Here is a 15,858-nt window from a genome sequence, read left to right as displayed (position 1 = left end):
GGCACGCACTGGCAACCCCCCGGATGAATCTCATGACGCGCCCACGTTTTCTGCCCGATAACTTCACCCTCACTCTGATCGGCGTTGTCCTGCTGGCCAGCTTCCTGCCCGCCAGCGGCCAGGTCGCGGTCGGCTTCGGCTGGCTGACCAACATCGCTATTGCCCTGCTGTTTTTCCTGCACGGCGCCAAGCTGTCGCGCGAATCGATCATTGCCGGCGCCGGCCACTGGCGTTTGCATCTGCTGGTGTTTGGCCTGACTTTCGTGCTGTTCCCGATTCTCGGCCTAGCGCTCAAACCGCTGTTGTCACCGCTGATCGGCGATCAGCTGTACATGGGCATGCTCTACCTTTGCGCGTTGCCAGCCACGGTGCAGTCGGCCATCGCGTTCACTTCGCTGGCGCGAGGCAATATTCCGGCGGCGATCTGCAGCGCGGCGGCGTCCAGCCTGTTCGGGATTTTTCTTACGCCGCTGCTGGTGACTTTGCTGCTCAACGTCCACGGCGACGGCGGCTCGACCCTCGATGCGATCGTGAAAATCAGCGTGCAGTTGCTGCTGCCATTTATCGCCGGGCAGATCGCCCGCCGCTGGATCGGCGCGTGGGTAGGGCGCAACAAGAACTGGCTGAAATTCGTTGATCAGGGCTCGATTCTGCTGGTGGTCTACGGCGCGTTCAGCGAAGCGGTCAATGAAGGCATCTGGCAGCAGATTCCATTGTTCGAGCTGCTCGGCCTGGTGGTGGTCTGCTGCATCCTGCTCGCCCTGGTTCTATTGGCCTCGACCCTGCTTGGCAAAGCCTTCGGCTTCAATCAGGAAGACCGCATCACCATTCTGTTCTGCGGCTCGAAAAAGAGCCTGGCCACCGGCGTGCCGATGGCGCAGGTGTTGTTCGCCGGCAGCACCATCGGCGTGCTGATTCTGCCGCTGATGCTGTTCCATCAGATTCAACTGATGGTCTGCGCGGTATTGGCCCAGCGCTATGCCAAGCGGCCGGAGTCGGTGCCTGATCTGATGGCGCAGGTCGACCCGTAAAAACCCTTCACAGCCCCGAATACTTGACCGCCGCCGCGGCCCGCGTCGGCACATCCAGCGTGCGCAACAACGACGACACATGGATGCGCACCGTGAACGGCGAAATATCCAGTTCACGGGCGATTTCCTTGTTGGTCTTGCCTTGCGCGATCAACCGCAGCACGTCCTGCTGACGCGGCGTCAGCGTCGTAGAGGTTTCCAGCGGCAGCAAGCCGGACGGCGCTGACTTCACCAGCACCTCGCCATCACGGATCGCCAGAATCGCCTGGCCGATTTCATCCGGCGCGATGTTCTTGCCGATAAAGCCGTCAATGCCCGCCGCCATGACTTCACTGATCAACGCCTGGTCGTCGACCATCGAAACTACGATCAGCGTGGTGCGCGGCAATCGTCTTCGCAAGTCGGCGAGCTGGGTGATGCAGGTCAACCCGGGAAAACGCAGATCGAGCATCAGCGTGTCCGGCTCGTCGCCCTGTGGCAGCAGCTCGAGCACAGCGTCGAAGTCGCCGGCCTCGCAGATATTCGCTGCGGGCAGCACGCGCTGTACGGTGCGCAGCATCGCCTCGCGAAACAGTGGATGATCGTCGGCTATGATGATCCGGCATGTCATGACGTGACCCTCCCTGGGTCAGGCGTGATTCAAGGCCTGCACCTTAGCACTGGACGCGAAGGTTGCCTGTAGGCTGCTTCCGAAACTGACGATTGCTGCACAAGGACGTTTACCATGAAGTTCGAGAAAAATACCGAACTCGACCAGGCCAACCTGCGCATCATCATCGCCGCCATCGCGGTGGTTTACATGGTTGTGCTGGGTTTTCTGCCGGGCCAGCGCTTCGATACCTACCTGCCGGTCATCACTTACATTGTCCTGTTTCTGCTCGCCTCGATTGTGTTCCGCCAAGCCATTGCGCGCTGGCCGGGGCATTATCCGGCGCGACGGATTTTCGCCATGGTCCACGATTACACCGGCACCTGTTTTGGTCTGGTGATTGGCGGCGAGGCGGCGCTGCCTCTGTACGCGGTGATGGTCTGGGTCAATCTCGGCAACGGCATGCGCTACGGCTCGCGTTATCTGGCGATTGCCACCGGCCTGGCGCTCGTAGCGCTGCTGGTGGTCTATCGCTTGACGCCGTACTGGCAGGCGCAACCGTTCATGGTGTTGATGCTGCTGATCACCAGCACGGTGATTCCGTTTTACGCGCACTTGCTGTTGGAGCGTACGCGCAAGGCGTCGGAAGAAGCGGTGGCGGCGAATCTGGAGAAATCGCGCTTCCTCGCGCAGGCCAGTCACGATTTGCGTCAGCCGATTCATTCCATTGGCTTGTTCACTGCCTGTCTTCGCGAGTCGCATTTGGGCGACGACGAGCGACGGCTGGTCGACAACATCGACCGCTCGCTGCTTAACGTCTCGCAGTTATTCCGTTCGATTCTTGATCTTTATACGCTGGATAACGGCCGGGTCGAGGCGAAATGGCAAACGCTGAACCTCGGCGAATGGCTCGCGGACATCGTCCGCCAACATCAGGAAGCGGCGCGTTGGGCGGGTGTCGAGCTGCGTTTGCGACCCTGTCACCACTGGGTCAGAACCGACCCGGCGCTGCTGGCGACCATGGTGCAGAACGTGCTCTCCAACTGTTTCAAATACGGCGCGCAACGGCCGGTGCTGATCGGCGTCCGGAAGCGTGGGGCAGGGCTGGCCATCGTCATCCATGACCGCGGCAACGGCATTGCCGAAGAGCATCTGCCGAAGGTTTTCGAAGAGTTCTATCGAGTGCGACAAGTGCGCGATAAAGACGTCGAGGGGGTCGGACTGGGTCTGGCGATCGTCAAGCGTCTAGGTGAGTTGATCGATGTGCAGGTTGCGCTGCGTTCGCGGGTAGGGCGTGGCACAGCAGTAACCCTCGCCGGTTTATCGTTCGCAGCGGCGCCAACGTCACCGGTCATACGCGATGAAGCGCGGCAGGTGGGTTTGTTGACGGGGCTGAAAGTGTGTCTGGTGGAGGATGATCGCAACGTGCTGTTGGCGACGTCGGCGTTGCTCGAGCGCTGGGGCTGCGTGGTGCAGGCCGAGTGGTCGGCTGAGGAGCTGGTCACCGACTGCGACATCATCGTCGCCGACTATGACCTCGGCACCCACGCCACTGGCATCGAGTGCATCGATGAGGTGCGCCGGCAACGCGGCTGGGCAGTGCCAGCGATGATCATCACCGGTCACGACATCGAAAAGATTCAGGCAGCCTTGCACGATCGGCAGATCGCCATTCTGTCGAAACCGGTGCGCCCGGCCGAGTTGCGCGCGACATTACGCGCCCTGCGTGATCGACAAGGCGAAGCGGTCGAAAAGACGCTGTAGAGGCTGATGTAAACGGGCGGCTCGGGAGCCCGCCCGTTTCTTCGGGGCGTTTATTGCGGACTGTTGAATTGGTCGGAATAGCTGCCGGTCATCAGCGCCGATGCTACGCGATCAGAGCCGACTCCGACCCGAGAATAGGCCACACGGTTGACGCCGGTGCGATCTCCGCCATCCGCTGCCAGCGCGCCGGCACCGACCTTATCGGCGCCATCGGCAGCTACTGCCCCGGCCCCGACCTTGTCAGCGCCATCGGAAGCTACTGCCCCGGCACCGACCTTATCGGCGCCATCGGAAGCCACTGCGCCGGCACCGACCTTATCGGCGCCATCGGAAGCCATTGCTCCGGCACCGACCTTATCAGCGCCGTCGGAGGCCACCGCGCCGGCGCCGACACGGTCGGCACCGTCGGACGCCACCGCACCTGCCCCGACGTTATCGGCGCCATCGGAAGCCACTGCTCCAGCACCGACCTTATCAGCGCCGTCGGACGCCACCGCACCTGCACCGACCTTATCGGCGCCATCGGCAGCTACCGCCCCGGCACCAACATGATCAGCCCCATCCGAAGCCAACGCCTGCGGTTGCGCCGCCCACGCACTCGGCACTGCGACACCGGCCGCTACCGCAAGAAGCACGCCTGACAACAACTTGTATTTCATGGTTTTCTCCACGACCCAGCAGCCAGAAAGCGATGAGATGTCGTCCGTTGCGTATGCCCGGCGGTGTGACTCATTGGCTTGGGTTTTACCTGGTTGGCGAAAGGCACGGGCACACCGAACGGCGTGCGGGTGTCGAGGTAATTTTGATCGAGCCGATTGAGTATAGGATCGGCCTCGGGAACTGCCACGGCGGGCAGATCGACGGACAAAAAAGACGAAGCCCGCATTGCGCGGGCTTCGTTGTGCGTGGCTTCTTATATGCTCGCCAGTGCCTGTGCCAGGTCGGCGCGCAGGTCTTCAACGTCTTCAACCCCGACCGACAACCGCACCAGTCCATCGCCAATCCCCAGCTTCGCGCGGGTCTCCGGCGGAATCGTCGCGTGGGTCATGATCGCCGGATGCTCGATCAGGCTTTCCACGCCACCGAGGCTTTCGGCCAACGCAAAGATCTTCACGTTTTCCAAAAACCGCCGTGCACCGGCCAGGTCGCTGTTCAGGTCGACGGAAATCATTCCGCCAAAACCGCGCATCTGCCGCTTGGCCAGTTCATGCTGCGGATGCGACGTCAGGCCCGGATAGTAGACGCGCTTGACCTGCGGTTGCTGCTCGAGCCACTGCGCCAGATCCAGTGCGTTGCTGCAATGGCGCTCCATGCGCAGCGCCAGGGTTTTCACCCCGCGCAAGGTCAGGAACGCATCGAACGGCCCGGAAATCGCGCCGACGGCGTTCTGCAGAAAACCGAGTTTTTCCGCCAGCTCGGCGTTCTGCCCGACCACGGCAATGCCGCCGATCACGTCGGAGTGGCCGTTGAGGTATTTGGTGGTCGAGTGCAGCACGATGTCGAAACCCAACTCCAGCGGACGCTGGATGTACGGGCTGGCAAAGGTGTTGTCGGCGACGCAGATGATCCCGCGAGCGCGGCAGATGCGCGCGATTGCGGCCAGGTCCGACAGGCTTAGCAGCGGGTTGGTCGGGGTTTCGACCATAACCATGCGCGTGTCGTCCTGCAGCGAGGCTTCGAACGCCGACAGGTCGGCCAGATCGACGAAGCTGAAACGATGCCCGGCGCTGCGCTGGCGAACCTTGTCGAACAGGCGGAACGTGCCACCGTAAAGATCATTGCCGGAAACGATGTGCGAGCCGGCATCGAGCAATTCCAGCACCGTGGAAATCGCCGCCAGCCCTGAGGCGAAGGCGAATGCGCGGGTGCCGCCTTCGAGGTCGGCGACACAGCGTTCCAGGGCGAAGCGCGTCGGGTTGTGTGAGCGGCCGTAATCGAAACCCTTGTGCACGCCGGGGCTGTCTTGCAGGTAAGTGGAGTTGGCATAGATCGGCGGCATCAGCGCGCCGGTGGTCGGGTCCGGCTCCTGCCCGGCGTGGATCACCCGGGTGGCGAAGCCTTGGGATTTATCGTCGTGCTGACTCATGCAAGGGATCTCCGTAATTGGTTGAGCATGTCGGTGCGGGTGATCAGGCCATGGAAGCCGGAGGCGTCGGCGATGATCGCAACGAGGCCACGGCTGAGCACCGCTTCCAGCTCGGCCAGGGTCGCGGCCGGCGCAAGGGTTTGCAGTTTGTCGGTCATCACGCTGGACACCGACTGGCTGAAGCGCGCGGCGTCTTCGTGCACGCCGAGAAGGATGTCGGACTCATCGATCACGCCCACCAGATGCTTGCCTTCGACCAGCACCGGCAGTTGCGAAACATCCGCCAGACGCATGCGCTGGAACGCGGTGAGCAGGGTATCGTCAGGGCCGACGCTGATCACCCGGCCGTCCTCGAAACGCCGGGCGATCAAGTCGCGCAAATCGCCGTAGCCCTTGCGTTGCAACAGGCCTTGATCGGTCATCCACTGGTCGTTGTAGACCTTCGACAGGTAACGCGTGCCGGTGTCGCAGACAAAACTGACCACGCGTTTCGGCTCGGTCTGTTCACGGCAATAACGCAGCGCGGCGGCGAACAGGGTGCCGGTCGAAGAGCCACCGAGAATGCCTTCGGCCTTGAGCAACTGGCGGGCGTGATCGAAGCTTTCTTCGTCGCTGATCGAGTAGGCGTGGCGCACGCTGGACAAGTCGGTGATCGATGGAATGAAGTCTTCGCCGATGCCCTCGACCGCCCACGAGCCGGGGGTCGGCAGGCTGCCGTCGCGGCTGTATTGGGCCATCACCGAACCGACCGGATCCGCCAACACCATTTCCAGATTCGGCTGCACACGTTTGAAGAAACGACTCAACCCGGTCAGCGTCCCGGCCGAACCGACACCGACGACGATGGCGTCCAGATCATGTTCGGTCTGCGCCCAGATCTCCGGCGCGGTGCTGCATTCATGGGCCAGCGGATTGGCGGGATTATTGAACTGGTCGGCAAAAAACGCCCCGGGAATATCCTTGGCCAAACGCGCGGCGACGTCCTGGTAATACTCGGGATGACCCTTGCCGACGTCGGAGCGGGTGATGTGCACTTCGGCGCCCATGGCCTTCAAGTGCAGGACTTTCTCGGTGGACATCTTGTCCGGCACCACCAGCACCACACGATAGCCTTTGGCACGGCCGACCAGCGCCAGACCGAGACCGGTGTTGCCGGCGGTGGCCTCGACAATCGTGCCGCCCGGTTGCAGGCGGCCGTCACGTTCAGCGGCGTCAATCATCGCCAGACCGATGCGGTCCTTGATCGAGCCGCCGGGATTCTGCGATTCGAGTTTGAGAAACAGCGTGCACGGTCCGGTATCAAAACGGGTGACCTGAACCAGCGGAGTATTGCCTATCAGCCCAAGCACGGCAGGGCGTGATTCCTTCGACATTTCTTCACCTCTTTATGGTGTTGATCGCGTTCCGATCGCGGGGAAAAGACTCGCGTGCAACTTAGGCGCAGACATCTTCCCTCGCAACCTTTAATCCTTGAGAAAGCCAGCCATTTGGATCTAACGATAGAACGAATTTGCCAAGCTGCCGGAACAGTTCGAACGTGGTTACAGCGAGGCGTCATCCAGTATTCAAAGGGCGTCTTCGCCGCGACAAAAGCTTGATCTGGACGTCGCAGTTATGATGGTTCCCACGCTCTGCGTGGGAATGCAGCCGGGGACGCTCTGCGTCCCTACGGTCCAAAGATCGCAGCCTTCGGCGGCTCCTACAGGGGGCTCTATGCATGAGTAGAACTTGTGATGATCTAGAATAAATTGAGTTTGTTTCATCAAGCCTCGTTCCCGACAATGGCCGCCATCGAATAAGCACCTGGAGTTGTTCTCATGGCACTGGCCCATTCCCTTGGATTTCCGCGCATCGGTCGCGACCGCGAACTGAAGAAAGCGCAAGAGGCGTTCTGGAAAGGAGAACTGAACGAGGCGGGCCTGCGTGACGTCGGGCGTGACCTGCGCAAAGCCCATTGGGACCTGCAGAAAAACGCCGGCATCGACTTGCTGCCGGTCGGCGATTTCGCCTGGTACGACCAGGTGCTGACCCACTCGCTGATGTTCGGCGTGATCCCCGAGCGCTTCCGCCCGCACGATGGCAAAGCCACCCTGCAAACCCTGTTCAGCATGGCTCGCGGTGTCAGCAACGCTTGCTGCGGCGGCGCTCATGCCCAGGAGATGACCAAGTGGTTCGACACCAACTATCACTACCTCGTCCCGGAATTCAGCGCCGACCAGCAATTCCAGCTGGGTTGGGAGCAGCTGTTTGAAGAAACCGAAGAAGCCCGCGCGCTGGGGCACAACGTCAAACCGGTGATCATTGGCCCGCTGACCTATCTGTGGCTGGGCAAAACCAAAGGCACCGATTTCGACAAGCTTGAGTTGCTCGATCGCCTGCTGCCGCTGTACGGGCAGATCTTTGCGCGGCTGGCGGCACTGGGCGTGGAATGGGTGCAGATCGATGAGCCGATTCTAGTGCTCGATCTGCCCCAGGACTGGAAGAATGCCTTCGAGCGCGCCTACAACCAGATCCAGCGCGATCCGCTGAAAAAACTGCTCGCCACCTACTTCGGTGGTCTGGAAGAAAACCTCGGTCTGGCAGCGAACCTGCCGGTCGATGGCCTGCACATTGATCTGGTGCGCGCGCCGGATCAGTACCCGACCATTCTGGATCGTCTGCCGGCCTATAAAGTGCTGTCTCTCGGTGTGGTCAATGGTCGTAACGTCTGGCGCTGCGATCTGCAGAACGCGCTGGCGACACTGCGGCATGCCCATGAGCGTCTGGGTGATCGTTTGTGGGTGGCGCCGTCCTGCTCGTTGCTGCACAGCCCGGTGGACCTGAGTCGTGAAGACCAGCTCGATGCCGAACTGAAAAGCTGGCTGGCGTTTGCCGTGCAGAAGTGCGAAGAGGTCGCCGTGCTCGCCCAGGCTGTCAGCGAGCCGGAAGCGCCGCAGGTGCTGCGCGCGTTGGCGCAGAGCCGTGCGGTGCAGACCAGTCGCGCCGCCTCGCCGCGCATTCACAAACCGGCGGTGCAGGCACGGGTAGCGGCGATCACGGCCGGCGATGCGCAACGGCAATCGCCGTTTGCCCAGCGCATTGCCAAACAGCGGCGCAAGCTTGATCTGCCGCTGTTCCCGACCACCACCATTGGTTCGTTTCCGCAAACGGCGGCGATTCGTCTGGCGCGTCAGGCCTACAAGCAGGGCAAGCTCAGCGCGGCGGATTACACCGACGCCATGCACAGCGAAATCCGTCACGCGGTGGAGATTCAGGAGCGCCTCGGGCTGGATGTGCTGGTGCACGGTGAAGCCGAGCGTAACGACATGGTCGAGTATTTCGCCGAACAACTCGATGGCTACGCTTTTACCCGCTTCGGCTGGGTGCAGAGCTACGGTTCGCGTTGCGTGAAACCGGCGGTGATTTTCGGCGACCTGAGCCGCCCGCGAGCAATGACGGTCGAGTGGATCCGCTACGCCCAGAGTCTGACCGACAAAGTCATGAAAGGCATGCTGACCGGTCCGGTGACCATGCTCATGTGGTCGTTCCCGCGCGAGGACGTCAGCCGCGAAGTGCAGGCGCGACAACTGGCGCTGGCGATCCGTGACGAGGTGAATGATCTGGAAGCCGCCGGAATCAACATCGTGCAGATCGACGAAGCCGCGTTCCGTGAGGGCTTGCCGTTGCGCCGGGCGCAGTGGCCGGCGTATCTGCACTGGGCGAGCGAAGCGTTCCGCCTGTGCGCCTCCGGGGTGCGCGACGAGACGCAGATCCATACGCACATGTGCTACAGCGAGTTCAACGATGTGATCGAGTCGATCGCGGCGATGGACGCCGATGTCATCACCATCGAAACCTCTCGGTCGGACATGGAACTGCTTGAGGCATTTGAAGCATTCGCCTACCCGAACGACATCGGCCCGGGCGTCTACGACATTCACTCGCCACGGATTCCCGATGTGGCGGAGATGGTCGGGCTGCTGCGCAAAGCTGCCCGGCGCATTCCGGCTGAGCGCCTGTGGGTCAACCCGGATTGCGGCTTGAAAACCCGTGCCTGGCCAGAAACCGAAGCGGCGTTGGTGCACATGGTCACGGCCGCGCGGCAGCTGCGCAAAGAGTGGGCATAGTAGCCAACGCAGTCCCCTGTAGGAGTGAGCCTGCTCGCGATAGCGGAGTGTCATTCAACACATAAGCGACTGACCCACCGCTATCGCGAGCAGGCTCACTCCTACAGGGGGGTGTGATTCCGGATGGCACGGCAGGCTCGCAATTGTTACCGTGACCCACCGCAACCCAGGTACCTCCCGCACCCATGGACCCGCAGCCAGTCATTCTAGCCGCCTCTGAAGCCGACATCCCGGCCATCCTCGATTTTACCCTCAAGGCCCGCGCCGAGCTGTTTCCCAAACTCAGCGCCTCCGGCACGCCTCACGATCTGGCGCGTTTCGCCGAGGTTTATCTGCATGGCGCAGGCTGCTTTCTGATCGCTCGTCAGGAAGGGCAGATCGTCGCCTCGATCGGCTATCTGCCGTATGACCGACGCTTCCCGCAACTGGTGTATCCCGGCCTGAAAGTGGTGGAAGTCGTGCGCCTGTTCGTCCTGCCTTCGCAGCGCCGATCAGGACTCGCTGGTGCGCTGTATCGGGCGTTGAAGGAACACGCGCTAGCCAACGGCGTGGAGCTGATCTACCTGCACACCCATCCGTTTCTGCCGGGCGCCATCGAGTTCTGGCAGCGCCAGGGTTTCGCCATTGTTCAGGTCGACAAGGACCCGGTCTGGCAGACCACGCACATGCAATCGTTCATGAGTGAAACCGCAATATCTGCGCGCCATCGAACGGATCCGTCAGGTAGTGCGCCCTGACCCCGAAGGTCGTCTGTAAGCGCTCCGGCGTCAGCACGTGCAGCGGTTCGCCGAGCGCCACCAGCCGCCCGCATTCCAGCACCGCCAGGCGATCGCATTTAAGCGCCTGATTGAGATCGTGCAGGGCGATCAGCGTAGTCACCGGCAGAGTGCGCACCACTTGCAGAATGCTCAATTGATGCTGGATGTCGAGGTGGTTGGCCGGCTCGTCGAGCAGCAGAATCTGCGGGCGCTGCGCCAAGGCGCGGGCGATGTGCACGCGCTGGCGTTCACCGCCGGAGAGGCTGCGCCATAGGCGGTCGCGCAGGTGCACGGCGTCAACGTCGACCAGCGCTTGCTCGACAATGGCGGCATCGGCCGGCGACCACGGTTGCAGCGCCGACAACCATGGCGTGCGCCCCAGCGCGACGGCGTCGAACACGCGAATGCCATCATCGGTATCGGCCTGCTGTTCAACCACCGCGAGCGTTTGCGCGATGCTGCGCCGGGACAACTTGCAAAGCGCCTGGCCGTCGAGCTGCACTTGGCCTGTGCTCGGTTCACGCAGGCCGGCGAGCAGTTTCAGCAAAGTGGATTTGCCGGAGCCGTTCGGGCCAACGATACCGAGGGTTTCACCACGCTGAACATCGAGACTGACACCGTTGAGCAACTCGGCACCACGCACCTTGAAGCCCAAACCAGCACAACTCAGAACCGGGTTCATCGCGCCGATCTCCGACCCACCAGAATCAGCGCGAACACCGGTGCGCCCACCAGCGCGGTGATCACGCCGACCGGAATCACCTGACCCTTGATCAGGGTGCGCGACAGCACATCGGCGGCAATCAGAAACACCGCACCGCCCAGCGCACTGGCCGGCAGCAGACGCGCATGACCGGTGCCGAGCAACAACCGCGCGGCGTGGGGAATCACCAGACCGACAAAACCGATCGAGCCGACAATCGACACCATCACCGCCGTCACCAGCGCGGCGCAGCCAATCAATAGAATCTGCACACGTCGCACTGGAATGCCGAGAGACGCCGCCGAATCCGCGCCAAAGGTGAACGCATCCAGCGCCCGGCGATGCCACAGACAAACGACCAACCCCAACACAGCCACCGGCACTGCCAGCCACACCGACGGCCAGCGCACACCACCGAGATTGCCCAGCAGCCAGAACATGATGCCGCGCGCTTGTTCCGAGCTGGCCGAGCGGGTGATCAGAAAAGCGGTGAGGGCGTTGAACAGCTGCGAGCCGGCAATCCCGGCAAGAATGATCTGCCCGGTGCCGCTGGCCGAGCCGCTGACCCGCGCCAACAGAATCACCAGCACGAACGCGGTCACCGCACCGGCGAAGGCACCGGCCGACAGCGAGATCGCTCCGGCGCCGACGCCGAGCAGGGCGACCATCACCGCGCCGGTCGAGGCACCTGCGGAAATCCCCAGCAGATACGGATCGGCCAACGGATTGCGCAGCAGCGATTGCAGGATCACCCCGCATGTCGCCAGGCCGGCACCACAGGCCGCCGCGACCAGCGCGCGGGTCAGGCGATAGTTCCAGACGATGCCTTCGTCGATCGGGTCGAGCACATAACCGGCGCCCCACAGCTTGTTCGCCAGCACTTGCAGCACCACGCTCGGCTCGATAGAGGTCTCACCAATGGCCACACCGCCGATCAGCGCGACCGACAGCGTCAACAGAACCAGCAGGGCACGGATCACGCGACTGCTCATTGTGACAGGTCGTAGCCGTTGATGGCTGTGGCCAGTTGTGCGAGGCCATCGAAGGTGCGCAGGCTGGCCTGCATGGCCATGGCGTCGAGGATGATGATGCGGTTGTGCTTGACCGCGTCCATGTTGCGCGTCACCGGATCACTGCGCAGGAAGGCGAGCTTCTTCTGGTAGTCGTCAGCCGGGAAACGCCGGCGATCCATGCGCGCGATGACCAGAAACGTCGGGTTGGCCTTGGCGATGGTTTCCCAGCCGACGGTCGGCCATTCTTCATCCGACTCGACGATGTTGCGCACGCCGAGGGTGCTGAGCATGAAATCGGGCACACCTTTGTGCCCGGCCACGAACGGCTCGATGTCCATCTCGGCGCTGGAGAACCACACCAGAGCGCTGACGTCTTTGCGCTGCTGGTTTTTCGCGGTGGCGATCGATTGTGCGAGGCTGGCTTTGAGCTGCTCATTGAGCTGTTCGCCACGCGCCTGCACGTCGAAAATCGCCGCCAGTTGGCTCACGCCTTTGTAGATGCTGTCGATGCGAAACGGCGCCAGCCGCGTGCCGTCCGCACCGACGAGGTTGTCCTTGGCTTCGCAATCGGAGGGCAGCAGGTAGGTCGGAATCTTCAGCTCGTGAAACTGCTCGCGGGTGCCGACCGCGCCTTGCGGGCCGACCATCCATTCCAGCTCGACGGCGACCAGTTCCGGGCGTTTGCCGATCACCGCTTCGAAACTCGGCTCGTTATCGGCGAGGCGCTCGATCCTGTCGTTCTGCGCTTTGTATGTGCCCAGCACGTCGTTGAACCACAGCGAAGTGCCGACAACCTTGTCGCCCAGGCCCAAGGCATAGAGCATTTCGGTGCCGGCCTGGCCGATGGTCACCGTGCGTGCGGGCGCGTGCTGGAAAGTAAGGCTGCTGCCGCAGTTTTCCACGGTCAGCGGATAGGCAGTCGGCGCCGCTTGCGCCAGGGCGCAGAGGCTCAGAGAGGTGAGCAAAGTGGCAACGCGGGGCAGCAGCATGGGGCAGTCTCCAGGGGAACCGTACGGGAGCGGGCGGGTACGGTCTGGAAACACACCTCGGGCGCGGTCTTGGAACAGCGCAAGGCCGGCATGGTGAAAAAGCGCACGGCACGATGTCCTTCCCGGACACCCCGCCGGTTAGTCAGTCACTGTGCCGGCAGGTCTCCTGACTGATGCGTCATCGCCATGCTCCGGCCTTCCCGGGGATTACCCAGTGGCAGTCGAGGAGCAAGCTCGGCACCTACAGTTGCGGGGGCAGTTCCGATTGATGCTGTGCAAGCATTTCGGATTCCCTATTAATTCCGTGTGGAAACCGGCGCGGGCATGGTAGTCGATCAGGCCGGTGAAGGGGAGCCGAATCTGCCGTGTTTCCATGCCGGAGCGTTTGCAATCCGTGGCAATGTTTGGCTAGTATACGAACCATATACATATCGTAGTGGATTCATATATGGGCATCGTAAAGATTTCAGAGGACATGCACGAAAATCTGCGCATCTCCAGCAACGCACTCAGCCGCTCGATCAACGCGCAGGCCGAGCACTGGATGCGCATCGGCATGCTCGCCGAGCTGCACCCCAACCTCGACCACAGCGCCATTTGCCGCCTGCTGATCCGCGCCGAACAGAATGGCGGACTGGATCTGCACCAACTGACACAGGAAGCCGTCAGCGCATGAGAAACCAGATCAGGATCAACACACCCGCCGACATCGAAAAATCCCGCGCCGCCGGCAAACTGGCTGCCGAAGTGCTGGCGATGCTGGTGCCGCATGTGAAGGCCGGCGTGACCACCGATGAGCTCGACCGGTTGTGCAACGACTACATCGTCAATGTGCAGAAAGCCGTGCCGGCCAATGTCGGTTATCACGGTTTCCCGAAAACCGTCTGTGCATCGGTCAACGATGTGGTGTGTCACGGGATTCCGTCGGGCACGCCGTTGAAGGACGGCGACATCGTCAACCTCGACATCGCCGTGATCAAGGACGGCTGGTTCGGTGATACCAGCCGCATGTACGTGGTGGGTGAGGCGACCGCCGAAGCGCAGCACCTGATCAAGACCACCTACGAGGCCATGTGCGCAGGCATTCGCGCAGTCAAACCAGGCGCGACGCTGGGCGATATCGGCCATGCGATCCAGCGCCTGGCGGAGGCGGAGGGCTTCAGCGTGGTCCGCGAGTACTGCGGTCACGGCATCGGCAAGATCTATCACGATGAGCCGCAGATCCTGCATTACGGTTTTCCCGGTCAGGGTCTGAAGCTCAAGGCCGGGATGATCTTCACCGTGGAACCGATGCTCAATGCCGGCAAGCGCCATGTGAAGAACATGCCGGACGGCTGGACCGTGCTGACCAAGGACGGCTCGTTGTCGGCGCAGTGGGAGCATATGGTCGCGGTGACGGAGACCGGATTCGAAGTGCTGACGGCGTGGCCGGATGAGATTGAAGGGTACCGGGCCATTGGCTGAGACCGCGTCGCCTGCTTGCCCTCACCCAGCCCTCTCCCAGAGGGAGAGGGGACTGACCGAGGTGTTGTTGCGAGATACGCCGAGGTGCGATACCGAGTCGATCTTGCATTTGAACAGCATGAAGATCGGCTCCCTTTCCCCCTCGCCCCCCTGGAGGAGAGGGCTGGGGTGAGGGGGGAGATCCAACTGACCCAGCGCAATCAGTGGGCACCTGCGGCCTTGTTCAAATCGCTCTCGGTCCACTCGGTATAAACGCACGCATCCGCCGTAGCCCAGCGCACTCGCACCGGATCCCCGGCCTTGAGTGGCATGCCTGCTGCCGACAGGGCTTTCACCGTCATCGACGTCCCGCCCGCAGTCACCACGCTGCAGGTCTGGCTCTCACCGAGAAACAGCACCTCCACAACGTTCGCCGAAACCTCATTCCAACCCGCCGCCAGCGGCTCATCCAGCGCTTGCTGCGTGCTCAGCGCCAAGGCCTTTTCCGGCCGCACCATCAGCAGCACATCCTGATCGGTGTGCAAGCCCGCCGTCAGCCGAATCGACAACGACTGCCCCTCGAAACTTGCCGCTGCATTGCCTTGCGCCTTGAGCTTGAGGAAGTTCGAGTTACCCAGAAACGACGCGACAAACGCATTCGGCGGATTCTGATAGAGGTCATAACCACTGCCCAGACCGACGATCTTGCCGTGGCTGAAAATCGCGATGCGTTGCGACAGACGCATGGCTTCTTCCTGGTCGTGGGTCACGTAGACGATGGTGATGCCCAGGCGGCGGTGCAGCTGGCGCAGTTCATCCTGCAAATCCTCGCGCAGCTTCTTGTCCAGCGCGCCCAGTGGTTCGTCCATCAGCAGAATGCGCGGCTCGTAAACCAGCGCCCGGGCGATGGCGACACGTTGTTGCTGACCGCCGGACAGTTGCGAAGGGCGGCGATGGGCGAACTGTTCGAGCTGCACCAGTTTCAACATTGCATCGACGCGTTTTTCGCGCTCGGCCGCTGCCAGTTTGCGAATCGCCAATGGGAAGGCGATGTTGTCGCGCACCGACAGGTGCGGGAACAGCGAATAGCGCTGGAAGACCATGCCGATGTCGCGTTTGTGCGGCGGCACGTTGACCAGCGACTGGCCATTGACGAGGATCTCGCCGCTGCTCGGTGTTTCAAAGCCGGCGAGCATCGACAGCGTCGTGCTTTTTCCCGAGCCGCTGGAGCCGAGGAAGGTGAGGAATTCACCGTCCTTGATGTCCAGCGAGATATTGTCGACGGCCGCAAAATCGCCGTAGTGCTTGTTCAGGTTGCGCAGGCTGACCAGGGGTTTGTCGTTCTGCTGGGATGCGTCTTTGATCACGGCACTCAT

General features: G+C 62.1%; 14 protein-coding genes and 1 riboswitch. Of the genes, 6 read left to right on the top strand and 8 right to left on the bottom strand.

What is annotated here, in order from left to right; genetic code table 11:
• Nucleotides 1-32 precede the first annotated feature (32 nt).
• A complete protein-coding gene (locus QRN33_RS12000; RefSeq protein ID WP_042606753.1) occupies nucleotides 33-1,031 on the top strand; it encodes a bile acid:sodium symporter family protein in 999 nt (332 codons plus the stop codon).
• A gap of 7 nt (nucleotides 1,032-1,038) precedes the next feature.
• On the opposite strand, the gene QRN33_RS11995 is transcribed toward QRN33_RS12000, so the two are convergent.
• Nucleotides 1,039-1,641 carry a LuxR C-terminal-related transcriptional regulator gene (locus QRN33_RS11995; protein ID WP_285408717.1) on the bottom strand — a complete coding sequence of 201 codons (603 nt, stop codon included), beginning with the start codon at nucleotides 1,639-1,641 and terminating at the stop codon, nucleotides 1,039-1,041.
• A 114-nt stretch (nucleotides 1,642-1,755) separates the two neighbouring features.
• Between QRN33_RS11995 and QRN33_RS11990 the strand changes: the two genes are divergently transcribed.
• Entirely contained in the window at nucleotides 1,756-3,384 is a 1,629-nt protein-coding gene (locus QRN33_RS11990) for an ATP-binding response regulator (protein WP_285408716.1), read from the top strand.
• Nucleotides 3,385-3,434: 50 nt separating this feature from the next.
• Here the strand turns inward: QRN33_RS11990 and QRN33_RS11985 are convergent, their stop codons facing one another.
• From QRN33_RS11985 to QRN33_RS11975, 3 genes are all read right to left on the bottom strand, one after another.
• The gene (locus QRN33_RS11985) at nucleotides 3,435-4,043 is read right to left on the bottom strand and encodes a phage infection protein (protein ID WP_285408715.1); all 609 of its coding nucleotides are present in this window, start codon (nucleotides 4,041-4,043) and stop codon (nucleotides 3,435-3,437) included.
• A gap of 254 nt (nucleotides 4,044-4,297) precedes the next feature.
• Entirely contained in the window at nucleotides 4,298-5,470 is a 1,173-nt protein-coding gene (locus QRN33_RS11980; protein ID WP_083352573.1) for a cystathionine gamma-synthase, read from the bottom strand.
• Nucleotides 5,467-6,843, bottom strand: a complete 1,377-nt coding sequence (locus tag QRN33_RS11975; protein ID WP_285408714.1) for a pyridoxal-phosphate dependent enzyme — start codon at nucleotides 6,841-6,843, stop codon at nucleotides 5,467-5,469. The genes QRN33_RS11980 and QRN33_RS11975 overlap by 4 nt, the downstream gene beginning before the upstream one ends.
• A 444-nt stretch (nucleotides 6,844-7,287) precedes the next feature.
• On the opposite strand from QRN33_RS11975, the gene metE reads away from it, so the two are divergent.
• Both metE and QRN33_RS11965 read left to right on the top strand, forming a co-directional pair.
• Complete coding sequence (gene metE / locus QRN33_RS11970; RefSeq protein ID WP_285408713.1) at nucleotides 7,288-9,576, top strand: 5-methyltetrahydropteroyltriglutamate--homocysteine S-methyltransferase; 2,289 nt, start codon at nucleotides 7,288-7,290, stop codon at nucleotides 9,574-9,576.
• A gap of 185 nt (nucleotides 9,577-9,761) precedes the next feature.
• Nucleotides 9,762-10,313, top strand: coding sequence for a GNAT family N-acetyltransferase (locus QRN33_RS11965; protein ID WP_285408712.1), 552 nt, complete (start codon nucleotides 9,762-9,764; stop codon nucleotides 10,311-10,313).
• On the opposite strand, the gene QRN33_RS11960 is transcribed toward QRN33_RS11965, so the two are convergent.
• The 3 genes from QRN33_RS11960 to QRN33_RS11950 are packed head-to-tail and all read right to left on the bottom strand — an operon-like array spanning nucleotide 10,252 to nucleotide 13,039.
• A complete protein-coding gene (locus QRN33_RS11960) occupies nucleotides 10,252-11,016 on the bottom strand; it encodes an ABC transporter ATP-binding protein (protein WP_285408711.1) in 765 nt (254 codons plus the stop codon). The genes QRN33_RS11965 and QRN33_RS11960 overlap by 62 nt on opposite strands.
• Nucleotides 11,013-12,029 (bottom strand): FecCD family ABC transporter permease, encoded by a 1,017-nt coding sequence (locus QRN33_RS11955; protein ID WP_227972491.1) that lies wholly within the window; start codon nucleotides 12,027-12,029, stop codon nucleotides 11,013-11,015. The genes QRN33_RS11960 and QRN33_RS11955 overlap by 4 nt, the downstream gene beginning before the upstream one ends.
• Nucleotides 12,026-13,039: an ABC transporter substrate-binding protein gene (locus QRN33_RS11950; protein ID WP_064363448.1), complete on the bottom strand. Its 1,014-nt coding sequence runs from the start codon at nucleotides 13,037-13,039 to the stop codon at nucleotides 12,026-12,028. Before QRN33_RS11950 ends, QRN33_RS11955 begins: the two co-directional genes overlap by 4 nt.
• 139 nt (nucleotides 13,040-13,178) lie before the next feature.
• A riboswitch (cobalamin riboswitch) is annotated at nucleotides 13,179-13,372 on the bottom strand.
• Nucleotides 13,373-13,487: 115 nt separating this feature from the next.
• On the opposite strand from QRN33_RS11950, the gene QRN33_RS11945 reads away from it, so the two are divergent.
• Together QRN33_RS11945 and map are read left to right on the top strand one after the other, a co-directional pair.
• Nucleotides 13,488-13,715, top strand: a complete 228-nt coding sequence (locus QRN33_RS11945; protein WP_003225727.1) for a ParD-like family protein — start codon at nucleotides 13,488-13,490, stop codon at nucleotides 13,713-13,715.
• Nucleotides 13,712-14,503 (top strand): type I methionyl aminopeptidase, encoded by a 792-nt coding sequence (gene map, locus QRN33_RS11940; RefSeq protein WP_123419385.1) that lies wholly within the window; start codon nucleotides 13,712-13,714, stop codon nucleotides 14,501-14,503. Before QRN33_RS11945 ends, map begins: the two co-directional genes overlap by 4 nt.
• 200 nt (nucleotides 14,504-14,703) lie before the next feature.
• On the opposite strand, the gene QRN33_RS11935 is transcribed toward map, so the two are convergent.
• A complete protein-coding gene (locus QRN33_RS11935) occupies nucleotides 14,704-15,858 on the bottom strand; it encodes an ABC transporter ATP-binding protein (protein WP_064363446.1) in 1,155 nt (384 codons plus the stop codon).

Source organism: Pseudomonas sp. FR229a, from assembly GCF_030209115.1.
Taxonomy (GTDB): domain Bacteria; phylum Pseudomonadota; class Gammaproteobacteria; order Pseudomonadales; family Pseudomonadaceae; genus Aquipseudomonas; species Aquipseudomonas moraviensis_A.
Note: the sequence above shows the minus strand (reverse complement) of the source record. Positions and strands in the feature narration are given on the sequence as shown.